The sequence below is a fragment of the Paenibacillus sp. FSL H8-0282 genome (assembly GCF_037963825.1).
GTDB lineage: Bacteria > Bacillota > Bacilli > Paenibacillales > Paenibacillaceae > Paenibacillus_AQ > Paenibacillus_AQ odorifer.
Map to the genome: position 1 here is coordinate 2,297,750 of NZ_CP150146.1, position 17,677 is coordinate 2,315,426.

The 17,677-nt window shown below is 45.2% G+C and carries 22 protein-coding genes; 16 read left to right on the forward strand and 6 right to left on the reverse strand.

What is annotated here, in order from left to right:
* Positions 1–21 precede the first annotated feature (21 nt).
* The 5 genes from rpsN to NST94_RS09840 all read left to right on the forward strand — a co-directional run bounded on the left by rpsN (position 22) and on the right by NST94_RS09840 (position 2,644).
* Positions 22–291 carry a 30S ribosomal protein S14 gene (rpsN, locus tag NST94_RS09820; RefSeq protein WP_038569786.1) on the forward strand — a complete coding sequence of 90 codons (270 nt, stop codon included), beginning with the start codon at positions 22–24 and terminating at the stop codon, positions 289–291.
* 149 nt (positions 292–440) lie between these two features.
* Positions 441–875: a DUF6157 family protein gene (locus NST94_RS09825; RefSeq protein WP_081383129.1), complete on the forward strand. Its 435-nt coding sequence runs from the start codon at positions 441–443 to the stop codon at positions 873–875.
* Positions 853–1,623 carry a GNAT family N-acetyltransferase gene (locus NST94_RS09830; RefSeq protein WP_081383128.1) on the forward strand — a complete coding sequence of 257 codons (771 nt, stop codon included), beginning with the start codon at positions 853–855 and terminating at the stop codon, positions 1,621–1,623. The genes NST94_RS09825 and NST94_RS09830 overlap by 23 nt, the downstream gene beginning before the upstream one ends.
* 16 nt (positions 1,624–1,639) lie before the next feature.
* The gene (locus NST94_RS09835; protein WP_076125079.1) at positions 1,640–2,005 is read left to right on the forward strand and encodes a hypothetical protein; all 366 of its coding nucleotides are present in this window, start codon (positions 1,640–1,642) and stop codon (positions 2,003–2,005) included.
* A 3-nt stretch (positions 2,006–2,008) separates the two neighbouring features.
* Positions 2,009–2,644, forward strand: a complete 636-nt coding sequence (locus NST94_RS09840; protein ID WP_076125081.1) for a class I SAM-dependent methyltransferase — start codon at positions 2,009–2,011, stop codon at positions 2,642–2,644.
* Positions 2,645–2,756: 112 nt separating this feature from the next.
* On the opposite strand, the gene NST94_RS09845 is transcribed toward NST94_RS09840, so the two are convergent.
* Entirely contained in the window at positions 2,757–3,560 is an 804-nt protein-coding gene (locus NST94_RS09845) for an MBL fold metallo-hydrolase (protein WP_076125083.1), read from the reverse strand.
* 151 nt (positions 3,561–3,711) lie between these two features.
* Positions 3,712–4,296, reverse strand: a complete 585-nt coding sequence (locus NST94_RS09850; protein WP_036679391.1) for a helix-turn-helix transcriptional regulator — start codon at positions 4,294–4,296, stop codon at positions 3,712–3,714.
* A 164-nt stretch (positions 4,297–4,460) separates the two neighbouring features.
* Between NST94_RS09850 and NST94_RS09855 the strand changes: the two genes are divergently transcribed.
* The 9 genes from NST94_RS09855 (at position 4,461) to NST94_RS09895 (ending at position 10,347) form a co-directional block, all read left to right on the forward strand.
* A complete protein-coding gene (locus tag NST94_RS09855; protein ID WP_339281913.1) occupies positions 4,461–4,748 on the forward strand; it encodes a Dabb family protein in 288 nt (95 codons plus the stop codon).
* 207 nt (positions 4,749–4,955) lie between these two features.
* Positions 4,956–5,396, forward strand: coding sequence for a HepT-like ribonuclease domain-containing protein (locus NST94_RS09860; RefSeq protein ID WP_076301229.1), 441 nt, complete (start codon positions 4,956–4,958; stop codon positions 5,394–5,396).
* A gap of 58 nt (positions 5,397–5,454) precedes the next feature.
* Positions 5,455–6,120, forward strand: coding sequence for a metalloregulator ArsR/SmtB family transcription factor (locus NST94_RS09865; RefSeq protein WP_076184345.1), 666 nt, complete (start codon positions 5,455–5,457; stop codon positions 6,118–6,120).
* 100 nt (positions 6,121–6,220) lie between these two features.
* A complete protein-coding gene (locus tag NST94_RS09870; protein ID WP_076125087.1) occupies positions 6,221–6,700 on the forward strand; it encodes a YtxH domain-containing protein in 480 nt (159 codons plus the stop codon).
* 255 nt (positions 6,701–6,955) lie between these two features.
* Positions 6,956–7,762: a glutamate racemase gene (racE, locus tag NST94_RS09875; protein WP_036689641.1), complete on the forward strand. Its 807-nt coding sequence runs from the start codon at positions 6,956–6,958 to the stop codon at positions 7,760–7,762.
* A 306-nt stretch (positions 7,763–8,068) separates the two neighbouring features.
* The gene (locus NST94_RS09880) at positions 8,069–9,277 is read left to right on the forward strand and encodes a M14 family metallopeptidase (RefSeq protein ID WP_076125089.1); all 1,209 of its coding nucleotides are present in this window, start codon (positions 8,069–8,071) and stop codon (positions 9,275–9,277) included.
* 110 nt (positions 9,278–9,387) lie between these two features.
* Positions 9,388–9,642, forward strand: coding sequence for a hypothetical protein (locus tag NST94_RS09885; protein WP_076125091.1), 255 nt, complete (start codon positions 9,388–9,390; stop codon positions 9,640–9,642).
* A gap of 121 nt (positions 9,643–9,763) precedes the next feature.
* The gene (locus NST94_RS09890; protein WP_036689223.1) at positions 9,764–10,066 is read left to right on the forward strand and encodes a heme biosynthesis protein HemY; all 303 of its coding nucleotides are present in this window, start codon (positions 9,764–9,766) and stop codon (positions 10,064–10,066) included.
* 41 nt (positions 10,067–10,107) lie between these two features.
* Positions 10,108–10,347: a DUF1450 domain-containing protein gene (locus tag NST94_RS09895; RefSeq protein ID WP_036689224.1), complete on the forward strand. Its 240-nt coding sequence runs from the start codon at positions 10,108–10,110 to the stop codon at positions 10,345–10,347.
* Between the two features lie 13 nt (positions 10,348–10,360).
* Here NST94_RS09895 and NST94_RS09900 read toward each other — a convergent pair whose 3' ends face one another.
* From NST94_RS09900 to NST94_RS09910, 3 genes are all read right to left on the reverse strand, one after another.
* On the reverse strand, positions 10,361–10,525 hold the full coding sequence (locus NST94_RS09900) for a hypothetical protein (protein ID WP_175617317.1): 165 nt from the start codon (positions 10,523–10,525) through the stop codon (positions 10,361–10,363).
* Between the two features lie 395 nt (positions 10,526–10,920).
* Entirely contained in the window at positions 10,921–12,960 is a 2,040-nt protein-coding gene (locus NST94_RS09905; protein WP_076191321.1) for an LTA synthase family protein, read from the reverse strand.
* A 205-nt stretch (positions 12,961–13,165) separates the two neighbouring features.
* A complete protein-coding gene (locus NST94_RS09910; RefSeq protein WP_036689227.1) occupies positions 13,166–14,305 on the reverse strand; it encodes a class I SAM-dependent RNA methyltransferase in 1,140 nt (379 codons plus the stop codon).
* Between the two features lie 202 nt (positions 14,306–14,507).
* Here NST94_RS09910 and NST94_RS09915 point away from each other — a divergent pair, with 202 nt between their 5' ends.
* Complete coding sequence (locus tag NST94_RS09915; RefSeq protein WP_076184347.1) at positions 14,508–15,137, forward strand: O-methyltransferase; 630 nt, start codon at positions 14,508–14,510, stop codon at positions 15,135–15,137.
* A 4-nt stretch (positions 15,138–15,141) separates the two neighbouring features.
* Here the strand turns inward: NST94_RS09915 and NST94_RS09920 are convergent, their stop codons facing one another.
* On the reverse strand, positions 15,142–16,362 hold the full coding sequence (locus NST94_RS09920) for an MFS transporter (RefSeq protein WP_038569803.1): 1,221 nt from the start codon (positions 16,360–16,362) through the stop codon (positions 15,142–15,144).
* Positions 16,363–16,593: 231 nt separating this feature from the next.
* On the opposite strand from NST94_RS09920, the gene hemE reads away from it, so the two are divergent.
* Positions 16,594–17,655 carry a uroporphyrinogen decarboxylase gene (hemE, locus tag NST94_RS09925; RefSeq protein ID WP_076125097.1) on the forward strand — a complete coding sequence of 354 codons (1,062 nt, stop codon included), beginning with the start codon at positions 16,594–16,596 and terminating at the stop codon, positions 17,653–17,655.
* The last annotated feature ends 22 nt before the right edge of the window (positions 17,656–17,677 follow it).

A 17,677-nucleotide genomic window follows, 5' to 3' on the forward strand; every position in this document is an offset into this window, starting at 1 on the left:
AAGGATGGAAGGAGAACGAACATGGCCAAGAAATCTAAAGTTGTGAAAGAATTGAAGAGACAAGCACTAGTCGCCAAATACGCTGTTAAAAGAAAAGAACTAAAGGAACAGGGGGACTATATGGCTTTGCAAAAGCTGCCACGTGATTCCTCCGCAACTCGTCAAAAAAATAGATGCCAAGTGTCTGGCAGACCTCGAGGCTATTTGCGGAAATTTAATGTTTCCCGAATTGTATTCCGCGAATTGGCGCATAAAGGTCAGATTCCGGGCATTACCAAGTCGAGTTGGTAAATGAGAACGGCTAATCCTCCGTAGTTTAGAGGATTGGCCGTTTTTTCTGTTCATCCATCATGGGCTTTAGAAAATTCGGCTATGCTTAGAATAGGAAAATGATTTATCATATAAGGAATATATTTCTATTTAAGATGGAGGGGATGCAAATGAGCTATACCGATACTTTTATTCGTGTAGCAGAGGACTGTCCTGAGGAAATAGGAGTTCCTCCGATGTCTTGCCGAACGCTCCCGCCTGCACATGTGATTCAATATGAACTGTTAATCAATGAGCCCTACAAATACAATCATGAAGAACTTCTGTACGAGGTTCATGTGCGCCATAAACAAATTCCACAGGAAGAACGTTTGGCCCGTAAGGAAGAAATATGGAACGAACTATTTTCCAAAAATCATCCTTGTCTAAGGGCTTCACTGTTGCCGAAGCGTTTTGGTTGGGGTGTTCATTATAACGGTGAGGGGAAAATAGCTCTCTATGGCAAAGAGTCTCCCGAATATGACTATTTCACCTCCCAAGGGGAGGGAGCTGTGAAATTACTGCCTGCGATGCGTAACAAACGTGCTTCAAAAGGAGCGGATTAAGCTGTATAAATTCATAGAAGAAATCACACTTAATACTTGGCCGGCGGAGCAAAGCGTTCTCCTGCAGGGCTGGATTCTACGTTCGGCAGCTGGTTATACAAAAAGGGCCAATTCGGTCAATCCATTATACGGGGCTGACAGCTCTCAGGTTGAACTCACAGAACAAATCAAGCTTGCGGAGCGGTATTATGAGCATGCTGGACTACAGTCCGTGTTCAAAATAACCCCCTACATCCTGCCGCCAAAGCTTGATGAGATTCTTGCAGAGCGTGGCTATACAATTGCCGAGCCTTCATCTGTAAGGCTTCTTGATCTGGGGGACTTAGCGAGCCCCGATCTGCGTTATACGGTTCAGATACAGGAGAGCTTGACTGAAGAGTGGCTGCACACCTTCAGTGAGCTTACCGGCTTGTCTGATAAGAACCGGGAAACCTTAACTAGAATGTTGTCTGCATCACATTTGCAGCAGGGTTATGTCCTGTTGTTTAATCATGGTGTTCCTGTCACCTGCGGTCTTGGTGTGATTCAGAACGGGTACTTGGGTCTGTATGATATTGTCACTTCCCCTGCTCATCGTAGAAAGGGAATGGCGGAACAACTGCTGCTAGCGTTGCTTAATTGGGGTAGAGCAAAGGGAGCAACAACTTCCTTTCTGCAAGTTGTGCAAGCGAATACGGGGGCTTCAGCCTTGTATGACAAGCTGGGTTTTAAGGAGATCTATCAGTATTGGTATAGAGTGAAAAACTAGCTGAGGAGGGGATGCGGTGAGAAAATTAGGATTGAATCTCCTGATCATTATTGTGTACTGTTTTCCATTTGTATATTTCGCGATGGATAAAGATTTCAATAATGGTTCAATGGTTGGTTATTTAATGATGATCGTCATAACATCACTAATAGCTTTTTTGGGAAAATGGTCTAATAATATAATTGCTATAGTCATTGGGAATATCGCTTCTGCATTTGTCTCTTATTATTTTATTAGCAACTTGTCAGGGGAAGGCGGTTGGGACGGGACGTTTTTCAAACCACTTGGACCTACAGGATCGTTTATATTTTTTAGTATGCTAAACCTGATCCCTCAGTTCCTTGCGATGAAATTAGCGAATAAATTTAAAAAGAAGGTCTAATCTATGTCCGAATACTGGAGTCGAAGATTTGCTCAGGAAGGAATGATCTGGGGGAGTGAACCTAGTCCTACAGCTCAGGCAGCAAGGGATATATTCCGGCAACATAACGTGAAATCAGTTTTAGTCCCGGGTGCGGGATACGGAAGAAATACGAAGGTGTTCTCAGATGAGTTTAAGACCTTAGGCATTGAGTTGAGCGAGGACGCGTTAAAGATGGCGGCAGAATGGGATCCCAAGAGCCATTTTATCTCAGGTTCCGTATTAGATCCTATTTCTGAAGTACAGGTTGATGCTGTCTACTGCTATGACGTATTGCATTTATTTCTCGAAGAGGATCGCCGCAGGCTCGTAGCTAATTGTCTGGAACAGCTGCGGCCGGATGGCTTGCTCTATTTTACCAGTTTTTCCGATGAGGATGCGAACAACGGCTGTGGAACACTTTTGGAACCGGGAACCTACGAATACAAAGAGGGAAAATACGCCCATTTTTTTAGTGAAGAAGATTTAAGACAACATTTTGCAGGTACGAAAATAATTACGACCGGCTCATGTGTGGAGACTTTATGTGGGCCGCTTGGAAAAAAACATCAATACATACTGAGATATATCGTCGCACGTAAATCTGCACTAAGCAAGTAATTTAGGGAGGAACTCCCTATAATTTCGTTGAATATCCGTAGAATCGGCTATATCAAATGAATTATAGGGACTTTTTCCCTAGACCTCTGTGCGCTGATCAGGAGTACCTTTTTTACACAAATTTACCTTGACCCGGTAGCGCCATTTCTTTGAAATTTTTGCACAAATGAGCAAGCTGAGTAGACAGCTCCTCACCTTCCATGGGTACTCCATGTCCCGAAAGAACAAGATGTGGATTCAGCAAGGCAAGGGTACGGACCGATTTCTCAGCAGCTTCCCAGTCTGTCGTGAAATAAGAGGGTGGGCCATGCACCACCTGATGCTGCGTAGCCACTGCAAATACAGATTCCTGTTTGACCGTAAGGAACGTATCACCTGCGATCAGAACTCTATCCTCAGGCCTGAACAGGGAGATATGTCCGGGACTATGTCCAGGGGTATGGATCCATTCCCAGCCCTTCGCACCAGGGACAGTCCTGTCTTCCGGCAAGGGATGAACGGCTGAACCAAGGTCAATGCCATGATGTGAAAATAAAGGGGAAATCATGCTCATAAGCCCGCCGCCTACGGCCGGATCGGCTGGAGGGTAGTCTTCTTTACCTGTCAGAAAAGGTAGTTCTAGAGGATGAGCATATACAGGCACATTCCATTCCTCAACAAGCCTTTTTACACCCCCAATATGGTCAAAATGCCCATGCGTCAGGATAATTGCCACCGGAGGTTTATCATAATGCTCCGTAGCAAAATCAATAATATTGCCTGTATATGAGCTAAGACCAGTATCTACAAGAACCCAATCCGAAGAGGGCTGGCCAATTAATGCGACATTTACAAACATAGTGCGAAGTCCAATGACACCAGGGGCCACTTTCCAAGTATCGGTATAGCCCTTTGACAGAATTCCGTTAAGTTTCATCTTGCGCCTCCTGACCCGTTCTTTAGTACTAGACAATATATTTACACACAGTAGTATGACCTCTTTTTAAGAAAAAAAGGTATGGCAAATAACCCTTCTCATGATTTCTTGAAGAAGGGCTGTGTTAGACGTGTTTTGTGAGAGGATTGTATTAGAGCGTTCCGCAGTCTGCAAATAGAATATGGCGTGGAATCCGAAAGAAAGCTTCGGCTTTTTCCTGCAGAGCAGGGGTCGGCAGATGGCTGTTGTGGAGCCATTTTCGAAATGTTCCAGGATGGACGCCTATCCAGATACTTACATCCGTTACTGAGAAATCGTAAACCATACAAAGTCCGGTCAGGATAACATTGCTGCGCGGTGAACTGGTAATACTTCTTTTCATAAAACGTGAAGGTGTAGGCTGACATACAATGGGGCTTTGACGAATCAACGCTTCATTGAACAGAATGTGGGGTGGGTACCCCAATAGGCGGCAGGTCTTGTCAATGTTATTGTTGGAAGGGATACGACCTTCGTATACCCAAGCGCTTACACTGCGTGAGGATATACCAAGCTCTTCTGCGAGTCGTGACAGCTTGATATCCTTAGCCATCAATACAGCAAGCAGCACACGGTTTCTAATCTGGCTGCGCTTTGGACGGCGAAATCTTTTGACTCGAACGCCTTGTCCAAGGTATTTGCGATTGATCAGAGACCACGCCTGGATATTATGAGTTTCTTGTTGGTTATTAGGCATAATTCCTCCGATTTTTTAAAAATATACTACAACACTTTCTGGTATATCGGCAATGGTTAATGCTGCTATTTCTGACAACACCGTTTAAGTTTCTTTCAGAACAGCTACGCTTATGATATATTTTTAATATCTAATTACAATATTACATTAGGGAGCGATATAGAATGATCAAACATATTGTGTTTTTCAAATTAAAAGATCGGTCCGAAGAAAGCGTAGCGGCAACGGTAGCGGTACTGCGTAATATGGAAGGTAATATCCCGCAGCTTCTCTCCATCGAGGTGGGTGCTGACATCATTCATTCCGATCGTTCCTTTGATATTGCTCTAGTCACAGAAGTGGCTTCTCTAGAGGATTTACAGGCGTATCAGGTTCATCCGGCGCATAAAGAAGTTATTGCTCACATTAATGAAGTCAAAGAACTCTCGATTGCTGTAGATTACGAAATTTAAGCAGCTGCTTGAATATAGTATCATCATTTTATACCGGAAGCGGTGACAGGAATGCGTGAGCTTGAGTATCCAATGGAAGCGTTAACTTATTTAGTCGTTTTTCTCGGAGCATGTTTCGTAATGTTCTTCTGGCTGAAACGCCGTGGCAAACGCGGTAAGTAGAGATTAGGACGATTCTCTAACAATTATCGACATGGGGGTATTGCTGTGTATTATGTCAACCGCAATCAAATCGAAACCATTCTTGCTCAAATCCCTGATATTACCGCTGGTCTTCGGACTGTATCAGCTTCCTGGGATGGTACAACATTAACTGGACTAATACAGGAACGCTGCCTCCATCTGGCAATAGAGGTTGTAACAGACGTTGGTAGCTGTCTCATTGACGGGTTTATTATGCGTGATGCTGGAAGTTATGAGGATATAATTTCTATTATTCATGAAGAGAAAGTGCTAGGTCAAAGTGAAATTTATGAGAGATTGATAGAATTAGTTGCTCTGCGTAAGCCACTCGTTCAGGATTATTATGCCTGGGAGAGAGGTGATCTGCATCCACTTACCCCCATTCTTTCGGAAGTACTTGAGCAGTTTGCCGTTGAGGTACGGAAATATTTGGACCAGGAGCTTGGAGCCAGTGTACCGCTATAATAGCATAGGGTAGAATCACATAGAATAGGCGATAGCCGTGAAAGAGAGGGGTTCCTTTATGATGAAGATGGGGCAGGAAAACGGATCGACAAGACAAATGATTATGACGCTCCTGAAGACGAAAGGAACACTGACCATCGGCGCGCTGGCAGAAGAATTGGGAATTACAGAGATGGGTGTCCGTCGTCATGTGCTTCAGCTGGAGCAAGAAGGGCTTGCAAAGACAAAAGTGGTCCGGCAAGCGATGGGGCGGCCTTTACATATGTACTCATTAACGGAGAGAGCCGAAGAATATTTCCCGAAAAGTTATCACAACTTGGCTTTGGAGCTTCTGCGTGAATTGGATTACGGCAGTGGACTGGATGCTGTTAATACATTATTTGAAGGACGCCGCCGCCGAATGCTCGCTCAGTATGCTCCGATGATGGAACGGCGGAATTTGGAAGAACGCGTCGCCGAATTATCTTCCATCCAAAATGCCGGTGGATATATGGCAGAATGGAACCGCGAAGAGGATGGCTCATATGTCATAAAGGAGTACAATTGCCCGATTCGCCAAGTGGCTACCCAGTATCGTAAGGCTTGCCAATGTGAGCATAGTCTTTTCGAAGAACTGCTGGATGCTAAGGTAACACGTAATGAATGTATGGCAGAGGGCGGCCATTGCTGCCGCTACGCTATCGTACCCAAAAATGTTACAGACAAAACTTCTGAAAAGTTATAATAATTAGTCACAAGACAATCCCCTGCTGCTTATGATATAGCAGATATAGGCATTAGCCCGGTAGAGCGGGGAGCAATGAATTTAAAGGAGAGATGAAACGATGAAAAAGGACACCAAAGGCTTATTATGGGGCGCTTTAGTCGGCAGTGTGGTTGGATCGGTGACAGCATTGCTGTTCGCACCTAAACCAGGTAAAGAGCTGCGCAAGGATATTGCGGAAGGAACTGCCGCTGGTATTGAGAAGGTTCAAGAAATTGCTGTTCAAGCCGGAGACAAGAGCATTGAAATTTATGACAAAGCAAAAGATTCGATTGGGCATGTAGTGCATGAAGTTCGGGAATGGAGCAAATCATGTGCGAATGCTGTTGATGAAGAAGAAAAAATCACAGTAACTGTAAGCGGTATTGCTACAGAAGATGCTGTAGAAGCAGTTGACGCTGTAGAAGCTGTTGAAGAGGCTGCTGCCACTTTGGAAATGGAAACTGAGTGGGTTGAGGCCACTATAAGTGAAGATGTAAGCGAAGAAGTTAGCCTGGAAGAAGTCGTTCAAGATGACAAGGTTGATAAAGAAATTCTATAATGGGACCGTGGTTTAAATCCTCTGTTTCAGTGGTAAAAGAGTACTCATTCTCTTATAATAGAGCCGCTTTTTCGCATTGGGCGGAGGGTGGCTTTTTTAATTAGTTTGCACCCGCTTGTTAAATGATGGAAGAAGACTAGTCTTGAACTAAGAGGGCAAAAGGAGTAATATCTGCAATTGGGGCTGAAAGCCAGGTACATTTTGTTTTCACCTTACATAAGCTACACAAAACAAGTAGAAGGAAGCGGTGTGTTCGTGCAGCAAGCTATAGCAATATTAGACTCAGGTGTGGGAGGGTTAACAGTTGTCAAAGAAGTGATGAGGCAACTCCCGCGGGAGAAGATCATTTATTTCGGAGATACTGCCCGAGCTCCGTACGGACCCCGTTCGACCGAGGAAGTACAACTGTTTACTGAACAAATTGTAGATTATTTGATCCAGTTTAATCCTAAAATGATCGTTATCGCTTGTAATACCGCAACAGCTGCGGCACTCGATTATATCTCAGCCAAGGTCTCTATCCCTGTAATTGGGGTGATTCATCCCGGAGCCCGCGCAGCAATTAGCGCAACCAAAAGCGGACATGTCGGCGTGATCGGTACGGTAGGAACCATCAACAGCGGAGCTTATACTAACGCATTAAAGCAGTTGTCCCCTTTTGTTGAGGTTGTAAGTCAAGCCTGTCCAGCGCTTGTCCCACTTGTCGAGCAAGGCAAGTTCCGCTCAGAGAAAAGTTACGATATCGTAGAAGAGGCACTCGAAGGCATTAAAGACACTAACATCGATACTTTAATTTTAGGATGCACTCATTATCCATTTCTTGTAGAACCCATTGGTGAGACTATGGGATCAGGAGTCAAGCTGATCAGTTCTGCAGATGAGACCGCTCGTGAGATCAGCACAATTTTATATGACAAAGGCAAGCTGTCCATCGGCGATGAAAGTCCAATTCATCAGTTCTTCTGCAGCGGTGATGCTGAGATGTTTCAAAGCATCGCGCGAGACTGGCTTGGAGAACAAATTAGACGTACTCCAGTAGTGTGGCAAGTATCCACGTTATAAGCAGGAGCAATGTTGAATTGAATAGGGACAAACTCCATGGGAGTGTAAAAAGAAAAACAGACTGGGAAAGCACATTTCCCAGTCTGTTTTTTTGAAATATAAGCATTTATACGCTGCGGATCTGTAATATCCTTATTTTCATGAGAAATGGTTGCCATCTATAAAGGGCGATGACGTTGTTTTTTCTTGTGATTCATTTCTCCTTCATGCCGGGTAGTGGCGCTTGCATACAATAGAGTTAAGTGCTGTATGCCGCTGTTTTTGTATTGCTGTATCAGCAATTTAAGGCCGAGAGGATGAGACCTAATGCGACAATATATTGCAAACAGGGGAGATACCGTAAGCCGAATTGCCGCTCTACATGGATTAACACCTGAGCATGTTATTCAAGGTAATCCATGGGTTGGGAGGCAGTCTTATTTATACCCAGGCCAGGTTTTATTTCTGCCATCTTCGCCGCGTAAAAGGTATGCTGTGCAGGAAGGGGACACTCCAGAACGGATAACCTCATTATTTAATGTGAATTTAGAGGATTTGGAGAAGCTTAATCCTGGTGTGACCTCAGGGCGCTGCTGTACACCTGGAAAAATACTTGTCATTCCACCCCCGATTCCAGACCGCGTGGTGTTTCTGCGCGGGGAGTACGGTCCGGCTGATGTTGAGAGTGACATTGACAGCTTGCTTGTCCAATACCCGTTTATACAAGCAGCCACAATAGGCACGAGCGTACTCGGCAAGCCACTCCATGTACTCAAGATCGGGAACGGCACTCGTCATCTGCATGTTAACGCCGCTTTGCATGCCAATGAATGGCTGACTTCGCCGTGCTTGATGTCCTTCATAGAGGAGTATGCAGCAGCTTATGCTGAAGGCTTGGAATGGAATGGACATAACCCTGAGGTTTGGTTCCAAAACTGGACATTATGGGTCGTGCCTATGGCTAATCCAGATGGTGTGGAGCTGGTTCAGGAAGGGGTTTTGCCTGACCATCCGTTTTATGATGACCTCATGAGATGGAATGGTGGACGAAGCAGCTTCCGGCATTGGAAAGCTAACATCCGCGGTGTGGATCTTGGGGATCAATTTCCCGCTCATTGGGAAGAGGAGCGGGAACGTCGGGGAGTAAGGCAGCCCTCACCTCGGGATTACAGCGGCCCTGAGCCGCTGAGTGAGCCTGAAGCAGCTGCTCTGGCAGCCCTGGCTGAGGAAGCGCCTGGCGAAGCTGCAGTGTCTCTGCATAGCCAAGGAGGAGAGATTTATTGGAACTACCGCGGGTATGAGCCTCCCGAGAGCCGCGAATTAGCCGCGCAGCTGGCAGTTGCGAGCAGTTACCGGGCAGTGGAGCTGACGGGAAGTGATGCCGGATATAAGGATTGGTTTATTCAGACCTTCCGCAAACCTGGATTTACTGTGGAGCTTGGGATTGGCAAAAATCCGCTGCCACTAGCAGATTTTGAAGATATGACCCTGGAAACAGGACTTATATTAGCAACGCTCCTTTCCAATGTGAAATAATTATGAAACATTTGCAGTAAACTTGCGTAAAATAAACCATAGGGTATGGCCGCTGTCGTCACTACACGTTATCCGCGGCTGTATCCTTTTTACTTGGGAGGAGGGTCACCATGAAACTGAAAAAAATACTGTCACTAAAACAATGGTCCCATATCTTCAGTAGCTCCTGGCAATACATCCGCTCCCCTAAAGTAGCAATGGGGGACAAGCTGTTATTTACAATTCCAGTACTGCTCTATTGGGTCTTGCCGGACTTCATGCCATTTATTCCGATCGATGATATTGGAGTGACCATGCTGCTAATGGGCTGGTTCGTGTCACGAATGGGCCGGAAATATCCTACCCTTCAGCAGGGTGAAGGATAGCACCGCACATTTTCGACAAGAACTTCAGAGCTAATTAGCCAATATAGTTGCTTTTAGATGTCATTTACCTTTAAAATAAGTAATTGAGTATTTAATTTTCGGACTAGGAGATGGAATATAGATGAAGGTCAAAATTACCCGTAATGCGGCTAAAGTGATAAAGAAACAAATGGAGCTTGAAGGAAACAGTGAGTTGAAGCTGCGCGTAGCAATTACACATGCACACGGTGATCATGCTCACTACGGACTGGACTTGGACACGCCTAAAGAGAACGATGTTGTAGTATCGACAGATAAAGAAATCGATGTTATTCTTGATCCGAGCCAACCACTCCTTGATGGCGTGGTCGTTGATTATTTGTATCTTCCACAAGAAGGTTTTGTCATTACGAATCCCTCTAAAGGTAATCACGGCGATCACTAAACATTCGCCTGTAAATTTCGAACACAAAGAAGGGTTGCTCCATGGCTAACGAAATACAAGTGTGCGATGAATGTAATTTCATGAAGTTGAAAAGTATTATCCCTAAGCTGCAAAAAATGGCACCTGATGCCGAGATCAAGGTCGGCTGCAAGTCGTACTGCGGTCCATGTGGTAAACGGGCTTTTGTTTATGTGAATGGTCGTTATGTGAGTGCTCCAACGGAGGATGAAGTGTTGAAGAAAGCGGAAGCTTTTATCAAACAGCCCTCCGTTCAGAAATAATACTGAGTTCTTATCAACTAAGATAATAGGGTCGATCCCTCTTCATTCTCAGAATAAGTAAAAGTAAACAGAGCAGCGATTCTCCTGTTAATTTGGAGGATCGCTGCTCTGCGTTTTCTGGCCATTGACGGCTTACTTCAATCGTGCCCATCATCCCATCATTTCTCCGTCTCATCATCTCATCGTCACACCATCTCACCGTCTCATCGAGCCCACCATCCTATCATTCCACCATCCCACAGGAGTTACGGACTCAGATGACGTTATTTGCCTGTTTTTAGCCTTTAAAGCAAGATTTCGGACCCCAGAGACGCTATTCCTTAAAAAGAGGCTCATATCGGCGTTTTCTAGGCTAATAGCTGCTCTGGAGTCCGTTAGCATTCCAAATCTCGGATAATGCTGCGTTTAGGGTCAGCTGTGTCCTTTAGTGAGATACTTTACGTATTTAAGTCGGAAAACCAAACGTGCTTCCAACAACGATCAAGTGGTAAATGTCCAACATAGAGAGGATATCGCAGCAGCCGTTTTCGATAGTTTTTTTTGGATAGTCTCTTCGTTTACCCGGATGTAAGCTTAAGGTGCAGATTGTGTGTTCTTGAGCTTCTTGATTCCATCATATTTCATGATATCGTCGGAGATCTGTAGCCGGAGCTTGCTGGTCTCATACCCGATACTGCACTCCCCTACGTCAACGGCTTCGCGGCTTTCGAGACTATAACAGGTTCCGCTGGCAAATTGCCCATTTTCGCTGGGGAGATAAGACAGCTTTGCATCGGCATAGGCGCCGGATCGCAGCGTTACAAGACGCTCATGCCCGCTAAACAGATTATTGCCCATGAGATAATAAGGATCACGTGAGATCCCCAGCAAATGGAGCAAGGAAGGTGTAAGATCCAACTGACCAGCTGGAGCTGAATCAAGGACAGAGGCGTTAGAGCCTGGCAGATGAATGAGCAAGGGAACCTGATGCATTATTTGCTGCATATCGAGTGCGCTAAGGCTTTTGCCGAGAAATTGTTCGTAATAAGAGGTCTCCTGAATCGAATTATCATGATCTCCATAGAATGCAACAATGGTATTATCCCACAGCCCACGCTGCTTCATCTCTTTGACCATTTCCCCTAAAGCTTCATCCGTATAGTGAACAGCCTGCAAATAATCTCCGAAGATCGTGCCCTTGAACTCTCCAGTATCAAGCCCTTGTTTATCTGCAGGGAGAGAATAAGGATGATGGCTGGATAGTGTAGTCAAAAATGAATAAAAAGGCTGCTTTATCGTTTCTGAAGTGTCCATAATATCGAGGGATTGCCGCAAAAAGGATTTGTCACCCAGAGACCAGCCTAGAGGTTCGTCTATTGTATAGTCTTTTTTGTTATAAAAATGGTCATAACCCATCGCGTTATACATAATCTGCCGATTCCAGAAGCTGCCTTCGTACGCATGAAAAGCATTGGTACTGTAGCCCTTTGATTTCAAAATAGCAGGCAGCGTGTCAAACTGATGATCCGGGTAACGGACAAATACCGAGCCGGAGACCAGCGGGTACAGGGAAGCGTTGGACGTGAAATCCGCATCGGAAGTTCGTCCTTGTGAGGTCTGATGGTAGTAATTGCTGAAATAGGTGTTTTCTTTGATTAGAGCGTTCAGATTAGGCGTGATCTCCTGGCCGGATATTGAGCGTCCAACTACAAAGTTCATAAAAGCTTCAGCTTGAATAACAACGATGTTGCTTCCGCTGTATTTTCCAAAGCTGTCATTATTGGCATTTTGCTCAGTGTTTTGTTTATTGAACCAGAGCTGCATTGAGGTGGCTTCTTCTTGCGAAAGCTCGGGCTGCGGACCTAGATGATCTTTAGCATATAAGTAAATATCATAACCGTGAAAACCGATTAGTCCGGTTACGTTATACATCGCCAGACTCCACCAGTTGCCAGTGAATAGATCTTTAGCCCAGGTAGTAGCGTAGGTGTGTATAGGTCCAAAGGTTAGCACGCAACCTAGCGCCAGAGCAACGATGCCATTCACGCTTCTTTTTAGCATCCTGCTCAGGCGTGAAGAGCGGCGGGAATAACCGGTTTGAGAATAAGAGTGAGATTGCCCATAACGGCGAGGGGCGGCATTAGACAAGTATGTATGGGTTTTCCGGTGGTAGAACCCTATTCCGATTCCATAGGCAATAAGCAGAAGCCAGTCAGCGAACAAATAAAGATCGGAAGGACGCAGTAGGGCGAAGATACTTCCACCAAGCGCATCCATCTGTCCAGCCTGAAACAATACGGGTACCGTGATAAAATCCTGAAAATAACGATAGTAGACGATATCCGAATAAATAAGCAGTGTCAGAAGCAAGTTTATACTTAACAACGCTATCGTCTGTCCCCGGCGGGGAAGCCACAGGGTCCAAAAAGACAATAACATGACTGAACCTACAGCAATCCATTTGTCCTGCCGGTTCATATCTATATTGGGAGCATGCAGCCCACTATGCAGAAATAATAACTTGGCCAGCATGATGCCAAGAAAAAGGAGATAACCGATATATCGGGAGCGAATCACAGCAGCTATTGTACTTGTTACGGTTCTGTTGCTCCGAATTGATGGAAAGTCAGACATTATAAAACCTCCTAACACAGAAAATAAATAAAACCAGAATAAACAATGTTGTTGTCTTTTTCAGATGATAAACGTTTCTCATAGAAATATATGAGCGAAAAGTTATAGGCGCTAAACTAAAACAGTCTTATACTCGGAGAAAAACGGACACCCTCCTCATACGAGGTAGATGTCCGTTCTGCATTCAAAGCAATGGTGATCCTAATTATTTCGGATTTCTAGGTGGAAGTGGACCCAAGTATTGATAATATTGACACTCGATACGTCCGTTATACAGTTTGCGGCGTTTGTCTGCCTTACGACCGTAAAATTGTTCGAATTCCTTGTAAGGGCTGATCGCAAAAAATGACCATGTTGGCAGATATATCATCATTTCACCAAACTGGCGGGTCAGCTTCTCCACTTCTTTGTCATTACTGATCCGTTCCCCATATGGAGGGTTAGTAATGATACAACCATATTCTCCTTCAGGTCTTGCTTTGGCGGCAGCCATCACTTTGAAGGTAATTTCTCCGGACAGTCCAGCACTCTTGGCGGCAGCTTCAGCAATTTCAATTGCTTCTGGATCGATGTCCGTACCTGTTAATTGCAAAGGATAATCATCGCGCACCGCATCGAAAGCTTCTTCGCGAGCCTCTTCCCAAAGATGTTTGGGGATGACTGGCCAATGTTCAGATGGAAATGAGCGGCGTAGTCCTGGAGCAATATTCCAAGCGATCATGGCAGCTTCAATTAACAGTGTTCCCGAACCACAACATGGATCGAAAAGCGGCCGATGGCCATTCCAGCGGCTAAGCTGGATTAGTGCAGCAGCCATTGTTTCCTTCAGCGGAGCCTCTGTTGCATGTCTGCGGTAACCCCGTTTGTGAAGCGCGGGTCCTGTGGTATCTAATGTGATCAAAGCGATGTCATTTAATAAAATCACTTCGATCACATATCGAGGACCGTTCTCCGGGAACCAGTCTGTATGATACGAAAGCTTCAGCTTCTCGACGATAGCTTTTTTGACAATCCCTTGGCAAGCGGGTACACTCGTTAGTTGTGATTTATGGGACCGTCCTTCAACCGGGAATTCTCCATTCTCTGGAATCCAGTCTTCCCAAGGCAACGCTTTAACCCCTTCGAATAACTCGTCAAAGGTTTTAGCAGGGAATTGGCCCATTTTAACCAATACGCGGTCAGATGTACGCAGCCACAAGTTACAGCGACAGATATCGATGTAATCACCGCTGAATAATACTCGTCCGTTCTCGACCTTGGTCTCATAACCCAGTTCGTTTAATTCGCGTGCTACCACAGCTTCTAAACCCATAGGGGCAGTAGCGATTAATTGTAATTTGCTCAAATACTCTCAACTCCGTTTAACTTGTAGATAAATACAAAAAGCCAGTACAATAAGAAGAGACGGCATTGTCGTCCTTTAAAGCATCCATACAAGTATAGGGGAATGTGGGACACTTCACAATGCCCGGCATTCCATAAATCATAAAATGTTCCCCGTCATCCCTTACTATGAGCAAACGGGGGATCCTCAAAGGAGAATCTTTATGCTTACGCAAGAAGAATACAGTGAACAACTTTATACAGAGGACGAAATTCTGCTTCAAGTAAAAGAAGCAATCGTCCAAGCAGGCATGCCGCCGGTGTCTGTCGAGCCAGGGTACGGAAGACTGCTCACCATGCTAGTTAGACTGTCTCGCTCTAAGCGTATTTTGGAAATTGGCGCACTTGGCGGTTACAGCGGAATTTGTTTGTCCCGCGGTTTCTCTGAAAGTGGCACACTGACTTCGCTAGAGCTGAGAGCCGACTATGCCGAGCTTGCCCGCCGTAATTTAGAGCTGGCAGGCTTCGGCGATACTACGGAGTATAGAATAGGACCCGCAATGGACAGCTTGAAGGCACTGGAAGCAGAGGGCGCTAGGTTCGATTTCTTTTTCATTGACGCAGATAAGTTGAACTACACTAACTACTTGGAATATGCCATCAAGCTGGCCAATCCAGGAGCGATCATTGCGGGTGATAATATTTTTCTCCGTGGACGGACCTTAAATACAGATAGAAATGGTCCTGCCATCCTGGCTGTGCGCCACTTTAATGAGATGATCGCCACGGATGAACGCCTTATCAGTACATGTCTGCCTGCCTATGATGGACTGGCACTAGCGATGGTCAAATAGCTGATTAGCGAAATAACCGCGGTGTTGTTACTTTGTACAGCTTCAATCGAACCCAAATCGTATTAACCAGCAGCAAGCAGCCGGATATAATGAAGAGCCCCTCAATTCCGATGTAACCTGATAGAAAGCCGCCCAAGATAGCTCCCAGCATATTGCCTAGCGCCAATGTACTGCTGTTGAAGCCGAATGCGCGGCTTTCTTTTCCGTCAGGGGTATAGGAGCGGATAAGCGCATTAACGCTGGGCAACAGTCCGCCCATGAAGACTCCCATTAGGAAACGGACTATAATCAGCTGCCAGACACTAGTTACGAATGCCTGCGGAATTAGGAAGAGTGAAGCGCCAATTAACGCATAGGTCAGAATACGATGTGCGCCGACTTTGTCACTTAGCTTCCCAAGCAAGGGAGAAGCCAGCATATTGGAGATCCCTGTAACGGCACTGACCATCCCGGCCAAGAAGGCTATATTCTCAGCGGGTCCATTTAATTTTTCTACATAAAGTGGCAACAAGGCCATAGGACTAATCATTGCAAATTGCAGCAGAAAGGTTACACCGAATAGAGCTGGAAGCTGAGGGATTTTGATTAATTCCTTCAAGCCTGCGAGTACAGAAACCTGTGGCTCTTGTGCGGCTTCGGCGCGGTCGAATTTTTCTTTAACAAGAAATAATGCCAGCAGAGAGGCGATAAAGAGCAAGGCTCCAACGACATAAAAAATCGGCCGAAATCCGATTAAATCGGCAAGTAAGCCACCAATCAGTGGCCCTAGAATTGTTCCTGCTACAGATCCTGATTGCATCAATCCCATGGAGAAGCCCATACGTTCTTTGGGGGTAGTACCTGACACCAGTGCGATGGAGGCGGGATTGAAGCCAGAGATTGTACCGTTTAAGAGACGGAGCAGGAGCAGCTGTAAAGGGGATTGTGCGAAGCCCATTAATACCATGACAATAGCCATCCCAAAGCTGGAACGCAGCAACATGATTTTGCGTCCATATTTGTCTGCAAGCTTGCCCCATAATGGCTGGAATATGAAAGAGGTTAAGAAGTTTGCGGCAAAAATAAGTCCCGCCCAGATTCCAATTTCATGTTCACCCTGGACACCAAGATCCTTCGCAAGGTACAAGGTCAGGAAGGGTGTAATCATTGTCATTCCAGCATTCACCAAAAATTGCCCGAACCAAAGCACTAAGAGGTTGACCTTCCAGGTCTCCCATTTCTTCATAGTGCTTTCACATCCTTTCAAAGAATTTCAGAGAATATATGATTCACGGAAAAAATGCCATTTTATCAGTATATCATTTTTTGCAGCTTCATGTGTGCAACACATGTCATAGTAATGTCATAGGATTGTCATTCCAAACTCTTCGTATTAGTTGTTACAAGCTTTTAAAAAGGGCATAATAGTAGATATGCCGATTAAAAAAATCTAATAAAATATAATGGAGATCTTATCATGACCTACAATGACACTTTTATCCGCGCCTGCAGAAAGCAGGACACGGAGCACGTTCCCGTATGGTACATGCGGCAGGCCGGCCGTTATGATCCCGAGTACCGTAAAATTAAGGAAAAGTATTCGTTGCTTGAAATCTGCAAGCAGCCTGAGCTGGCGGCAGAAGTAACCATGATGCCCGTTCGCAAGCTGGGTGTGGATGCGGCCATTTTGTATTCCGACATTATGAATCCAGTTGCTTCAATCGGAGTGAAATTCGATATCGTTAAGGATATCGGTCCAGTGATTGAGAATCCGATCCGTAGTGCAGCTGATGTGGAGAGACTAAAACCCATTGATGTGGAGGGTGATCTGAGCCACATTTTGGAAACGATTGCTATTCTGGATAAGGAACTGGACGTTCCTTTGATCACTTTTGCAGGCGCGCCGTTTACAATTGCCAGCTATTTGATCGAAGGTAGACCTTCCAAAGGATATATCCGTACGAAAGAGCTAATGTACAGTGAACCCCGTGTCTGGGAAATGCTGATGGACAAGCTGGGCGATATGATTATCACTTACCTCCGAAGTCATGTGCGGAGTGGAGGCAAAGCCTTCCAATTGTTCGACAGTTGGGTTGGTGCGCTTGCTCCACGCGATTTTGAAACGTACGTGCTGCCGACGGTTTCTCGTATTTTTTCCGAATTATCTGATCTTGATGTACCTAAAATATACTTTCCTGGCGTAAGCTCTGGAGAATTGCTGCCAAGCCTTACGAAGCTTCAAGCAGACGTAATCGGGCTGGATTGGCGAGTTAGCTTGACTGAAGGCCGACGCAGAATAGGCAATAAATTTGCGATTCAAGGAAATCTTGATCCATATTTGCTTACAGCTCCGATGGACCTCTTGAAAGAACGCGCGAAAGCACTGATCGATGAAGGTGTGCTTGAGCCAGGTTATATCTTCAATCTGGGCCATGGATTATTCCCGGAGGCCTCATTAGACAAACTTAGAGAATTGACGGAGTATATTCACGCTTATTCTCAGGAAGTATTACAAGAAACGGCTAAGCAACGTTCGTAAAAATATAAGAATTTATATGTTC